Below are 6385 nucleotides of genomic sequence, written 5' to 3' on the forward strand. Positions count from 1 at the left end.
GCATAAAAATTCAAAAATTCAATAGCAAGTTACATTATTTACAGTTTTCCAATAAAAATACCTGAATAATAATCCGAGATCTGCGGAAAGTCTGTTGTAAGAATTCTCCCTCCACTGTTAGTTTACCTGATAGGAATCCAGGGAATTTTCTTTCAGATATTGTTTGGTTTTTTGAGAGATCAGGGAAAAAATAAATTCTGGATAAAAGATACATAAATAGTTTATGCAAAAAATTATATAGAATCACTGTATAAAAAACAAGCAAAAATAGAAAAATAGTAAATATGGAAATGCGGAAAAAATATAAAAACAGTAAATACTTTAATGGAAATTATCTCCACCTAATAATTTTCAGCCCGTTATGAGGAATTTGTGGTTTTACACGAAGTTTATGACTGCATAAGGAGAAATTCCATAAGTACTTTAGAGGTATACAATGGAGACCAGAGATACAGTATTCCTTGTTGTGATGGTTCTGTCATCATTCCTTCTATCCTTCGAATGGCTTAGAAGGTTTACATACAAGCCCACAAATCCTTTCATTGACCCTTTAATTATTTTATCGATTATGATTCTGGCCGGAACATTATCTCTCATGCTCATCTCTATTAATGACAAGCTTCAGAGTTTTGAAGACAAGATGGAAGCAAAGGACCGTGCCCTCAGGGTTAATATGGAAAGTTCGGAAACAAAAATCGAAGAAAGTATGAATGAGCTCTCAAGTAAAGTTGATAATGCAGTATATGAATTCAACCGCAGAAAATATCACTGATTTCTGCTCACAATCTTATTTTTCCCTCAGGAGTAAAATACGGCCAGGTTTCTTCTAATAAGATTCTCTTCAATTATCTGCCATCTGTGCCAGGTTTTTTCTTTTTGTGTCCTGTCTTTCTTTTCACAGTGTTTTCTTTGCCTTTTTTTCAGACCCTCTTAATTCGGTCTTAATTTTCCCTTCAAACTGTCTTTCTTTCCATTTCCTCCTCTTTTTTATCGGATGGTTTTTAAACTGTCCGTCCTCTTTTTCACCAAGACTGTTTTTAAACGGATTTTATCGTTAATCAACGATTTTTTAGAAAACTTCCAAATATTTTCATTTTAGAATATCTCTTCAGGCTGGACAATATGCAAAATTCGTGTAATTGAATTGCTCTATGGAGTAAATACCGGCACAAACAGATACAATTAAGAGGAAAAGTTAATATACAGGATTTGTAAAAGAGAATCTACTTTACATTTTTGATTAATTTGATTTGTTAATACGAGCATTTACATATATGATAATTTATGTTATTTATCGATACGGAATTGTTATCCTGCTCAGTATTTTCAGGCGCAAGCCCCATGATTTAGCAAAGTATATATATTGGATGTCCTGTAGTAGAGAGGAATATCTGGAATCCAGACAGTTATAAATATATTCAAATTGATATAGTGTATCGTAAGTTATTATTACTCAGAGTTAGTATATTGATTACTTGTGTAAACAGGTAAAGAAGGAAAGCTAATATGCACCTCAATCTGGAACCGATTGGCATTATCAAAAAGGTTGCAAATAAGTCGGAGATTTTGATTTATTCTGATTTTGAGCAGGTCATACGAAATATAGTGTCCAAAATAGGAGAAGGAGCCGAAATGGGCCAGAAGCTTCTGGTTATCCATAAAAATAATAGCAAAAAACAAATAGATGGTCACCAGGTCCAGGTCACGAAGGCGACGCTTCTGGAAAGAAAAGGAAATCTGTTAACAATATCCAAAATAGAGGCAAATGAAGATTCCGTAATTGACGTCCGACTTGATCTTACCGCCTGACACCCTTCTACTTCGACATATGCCGACAAAAATTAGAGATTCCTGGATGTTTCCCTTTTCTCCGGGATAGCCTGGATGGCATTCATGGAGAGCTGAATTTGGGATGGAAATTCCAGAAAGCAGGGTTTACTGTAATTATTTTTATTATAATTCTTTTTTTGCTGCTGAGCAGTGGCTGTCTAAAAGAAGGTACAGATTTTAAAAAGCCCGGCGGTGGGGCTGAAATCGAAAGCAGAGATTCTGCAGGACCTGAGGCAGATATTCAGAAACACCGGCTATCTACTGTTGTTGCTATCTATATGGTTGGAAGTGACCTTGAGTCTTCAAACAAATATGCCAGCAAGGATATCCTCGAAATAATTGATGGTGCCTCCACGCTGAACGGGGAAGATACTGAAATTCTTATAGCTTATGGAGGAGCTTCTGCAGAGGGATGGGAGGGCATGACAATCGCAGAGCTTGAGGATCTCAGAAAGGACGGAGAGGACGGGACCATAGGCAATGGGGGCATCCACAGAGAGACATATCCCCACGCAAACATGGGAGATGCCGCAGGGCTTGAAACCTTTCTTTCATATATTCGAGAAAACTATGAGAGTGAAAGTACCCTGCTTATTTTCTGGGACCATGGAGATGCTTACAGGGGGGTTTGCTTTGACGAGAATCATGGTTATGACAGGCTGGAGCTTCCTGAACTGAGTGACACTCTTAAAGCCTCAGGAATGCATTTTGACCTTATTGGTTTTGATGCCTGCCTCATGTCCACCCTTGAGCTTGCAAGCGCGGTTAAGCCTTCTGCAGATTACATGCTCGCCTCCGAATCAATCGAACCTACCCATGGCTGGGACTATGTTGCTTTCATAGGTTATGTCTCAGAAAATCCCAAAGCCCCTACAGAAGAAATAGGAAGGGTTATTATTGACAGCTATCTGGAGAATTCCTCTCATGTGCCCCCCAGAACCCTTTCTCTCCTTGACCTCTCAAAAACCGATGAAGTACTGCAGAATATCGATAGGCTTGCAGATGATATGGGTACAAGCGTTTCAAACCCGGAAGGGTATTGTGGACTTGGGGCATCTCTTACGAAAGCCCGGAAGTTCGGGGTAGAACCAAAGAAAGGATCTGAAATCTCAATGGACCTGAAGAGTTTTGCCCTGAGAATCGGAGAGGAAATGCCGGAACTTGCAGGCAGGTCTGAAGCTCTCATAAAATCGCTTGAAGATTTTGTTATTTACTCAAGGCAGGACGGCACAATGCCTGGTGCATATGGAGTCTCCGTATATTCTCCCCAGACTCAGGACAATTACTCTAAATATTACGGCAGGGTTTCCATTTCCGAAGCATGGTCGGAATTTCTTGATGGCTATTCTGTGAGAACCTGTGCGGACTTTACAGAACCCGGCATCTCAAAATCCGGAGATTCCTTTTCAGTAAAAGACGATTCCGGGCTGGCTTCGGTAGACCAGGTTTACTTCATAGCCTCTCCGGAAGGCTCGGTCCTCATAGGAAGAATGCCCCTCACCTGTTCAGGGGGCACGAACTACAGCCTCCCTGCCTGGGGAGGGGAATGGATCTTTATAGAGGACTCCAAAACAGGGAAAAGCTCTCTTATTTATGCAGCCTGTGAAGGAGAAAGCGAAAATGGAAACAGGATACTTACTACCGAACTGGGGCTTCAAAGAGATGGAAAGTTCAGATCCTGTCTTGCCCAGCTTTACCTGGATACTCTCAACAGGACTGTCAGAGTTTACATGAATCCCTACGAAGTCCTGAATAACGGAAACATCCTATTCTCAAAAGAAGTGCTTGACCCGGAACCCGGAGATATTATTACTACATACGCTCCTGTCTACGGAGAAGCCGGCATTAAGGACTGGACAACACTTGGCAGGCTTAAGATGGATGAAAATACGGCTTTTGTCTATGAATTTCTGCCTGAAGGGACCTATTATACCGCACTCTATGCAGAAGATTACCGCCTGAACTTCAATATGAGCGAACCTGCGGAGATTATCCTGGAATAATTTCCTGAAAATTCCCCCATTGAATAATCTCCTGAAAATCTCTCTCCTGGAATAATTTCCTGTAAATCCCCTTTTTAACTCCCTTCCATCTCAAAAGGCCGTTAATCTGGCAACAAGCATAAAACTTCAGTACACATAAAGCCTATTGTCCAGTAGATGGAGATACTGGTAGCGAGATAAAGGTAGTAACAGGTATCACCGAATAAACCCGCCTGAGGATAGTAACTGCCCGGAGGCAGTAAAAGAGATAGAGTAAAAGTAAAGAAGCCTGAGGCTAAAAAAGAGTTTCATACACCAGAGGAAAAAATATGGGCACGGATATAGGAGATCTGCTTCAGAAAAGAAAAATAGAGCTTTCAGACCTCTCAAACCGGGTGGTTGCAATTGATGCATTTAACACCCTTCACCAGTTTTTGAGCATTATCCGCCAGAGAGACGGAAGTCCCCTGGTTAATTCAAGCGGGAAAGTGACCTCACACCTCTCCGGGCTGCTCTACAGGACAGCAAGCCTTGTTGAAGCTGGTATCAAACCTATTTTCATTTTTGATGGTAAACCCCCTGACCTGAAATCCGGGACCCTGGACCGAAGGAAAGAAGTTAGAGAATCTTCACGGGAGAAGTGGGAAAATGCAAAGGCAGAAGGGGATCTTGAAGCTGCTTATAAGTATGCTCAGGCTTCTTCAAAGGTTGACCCGGACATCGTTGAAGATTCAAAATACCTCCTCGGTATAATGGGCATTCCATGGATACAGGCTCCCTGTGAAGGGGAAGCACAGGCTGCCTATATGGTCCTTAAAAAGGATGCTGATTGTGTTGCTTCCCAGGACTACGATTCCTTCCTTTTCGGAGCACCGAGCGTCGTCCGCAACATGGCTGTCACCGGAAAACGCAAGCTCCCTGGAAAGAATGTATATGTTGATGTCGGACTTGAAATGATTGAACTCGATGAAACCCTCGAGGCTCTGGGGGTCAACAGGGACCAGCTTATCGATATTGCAATCTGTGTGGGTACGGATTATAACAAAGGACTGGAAAAAGTGGGTCCTAAAACAGCCCTTAAACTGATTAAAAAGCATGGAGATATCCACGCCGTGCTCCGGGAAAAAGGGATGGAAATCGAAGGGCTGGACAGTATAAAAGAACTTTTTACCCATCCTGATGTTACGGACGACTATGAAATTAAATGGGGCAAGCCTGATTCCGAAAAACTCATCAAATTCCTCTGCGAGGAGAATGACTTCTCCGTAGACAGGATCGAAAAAGCTGTAGAACGCCTTAAAGCGGCTTCAGGGGCCAGGCAGAAAACCCTTGACCAGTGGTTCTAAAGAGTTTTAAGGGCTCAAGAGATATTTTTCTCCATACGTATCCCTTCTTTACGAAAAACGAAGGCAGAATGCCTGTTACTTTAGTGGCGGGATGAATGCCGTCAACTTCCGTATATTTGCCATTTTTCGATAACTATTGGCTTAATATAAGTTCAAAACCTTTATATACATGATAAATATGAGAAAAGGAAGTTTATATAGGATTTATCCTGAAGAGGGCCAAAAGCAAGTGCTTGAACAGCATTTTGGCGGCGTCCGTTTTCTCTATAATAAACTTCTTCATATTAAATCTATTTTATATAGTCAGTGTGGATGTAGTATCTCAAGATCAGAACTTGATAAGCACATTCTTGTCTTAAAAGATATTTATCCGTGGTTGAAGAATGTTAATTCTCAATCTTTGCAACAGGCAAACAAAAACTTAGATACTGCTTATCAACGTTTTTTTAAAGGATTGGGGGATTATCCAGCTGAGAAATTAAAGAAAAAACAACATTTCTCTTTCCAGGTTCCTCAGCATTATAAAATTAACTTAACTACGGCTGAGATATTTCTACCTATTATTGGCTGGATTAAAATCAATATACATAGACCACTTTTTGAACCTGAATTCTTTGAAACTAATATCAAAACAACTACCATTAATAACGAACTCATAGTTGAGAAGGATCTTAATTCAGAATTCTTAAGAACTGCTACCGTTTCCAGAACATCAGCCGGAAGATACCACATTAGCATCTTAACCGAGGATCTGAATAAATATCCGGTAACTCAACAATATTCCGAATCAACTCTGGTAGGCGTTGATGTTGGTATCAAGACATTTGCAGCCATATCTACAGGGGAGAAAATTGAGAACCCCAGGTTTCTTAATAAGTCTATAAAGAAACTTAAAATGCTACGAAAAAGAGTCAGTAGAAAGGTTAGAGGTTCTCAAAACTGGAAGAAAGCTGTTAAGAAACTTGCAAAACAGCATCAATTAGTTTCAAACCAGAGAAATAATTTTCAGCATAAAGTTTCATTGTCACTAATACGCGAAAACCAAGCAGTTGCAATTGAAACTTTAAACATAAAAGGTATGATTAAGAATCACAAATTAGCTCAAGCTGTGGCTGATTCTGCATGGTACAGTTTTGTAACAAAGTTGGAGTATAAGGCTCAATGGTTTGGCAAGACCATTTTGAAGATTGGAATGTTTGAACCATCTTCTAAAAATTGTCATGTTTG

5 protein-coding genes are annotated in these 6385 nt (G+C 40.3%); all 5 read left to right on the forward strand.

All coding sequences use genetic code 11. The features are described from left to right. The first annotated feature begins 436 nt into the window (after nt 1-436). The gene (locus tag EO93_RS10430) at nt 437-772 is read left to right on the forward strand and encodes a hypothetical protein (RefSeq protein WP_048134073.1); all 336 of its coding nucleotides are present in this window, start codon (nt 437-439) and stop codon (nt 770-772) included. Between the two features lie 734 nt (nt 773-1506). Beyond that, a complete protein-coding gene (locus EO93_RS10435; protein WP_011032857.1) occupies nt 1507-1809 on the forward strand; it encodes a hypothetical protein in 303 nt (100 codons plus the stop codon). A gap of 98 nt (nt 1810-1907) precedes the next feature. Beyond that, nucleotides 1908-3833 carry a clostripain-related cysteine peptidase gene (locus EO93_RS10440; RefSeq protein WP_048162488.1) on the forward strand — a complete coding sequence of 642 codons (1926 nt, stop codon included), beginning with the start codon at nt 1908-1910 and terminating at the stop codon, nt 3831-3833. A 308-nt stretch (nt 3834-4141) separates the two neighbouring features. After that, nucleotides 4142-5158 carry a flap endonuclease-1 gene (fen, locus tag EO93_RS10445; protein WP_048162489.1) on the forward strand — a complete coding sequence of 339 codons (1017 nt, stop codon included), beginning with the start codon at nt 4142-4144 and terminating at the stop codon, nt 5156-5158. 169 nt (nt 5159-5327) lie between these two features. Next, the coding region (locus EO93_RS10450) for an RNA-guided endonuclease TnpB family protein (RefSeq protein WP_156161296.1) at nt 5328-6385 on the forward strand (1058 nt) is incomplete at its 3' end.

This window comes from Methanosarcina sp. 1.H.A.2.2 (genome assembly GCF_000979975.1).
Taxonomy (GTDB): domain Archaea; phylum Halobacteriota; class Methanosarcinia; order Methanosarcinales; family Methanosarcinaceae; genus Methanosarcina.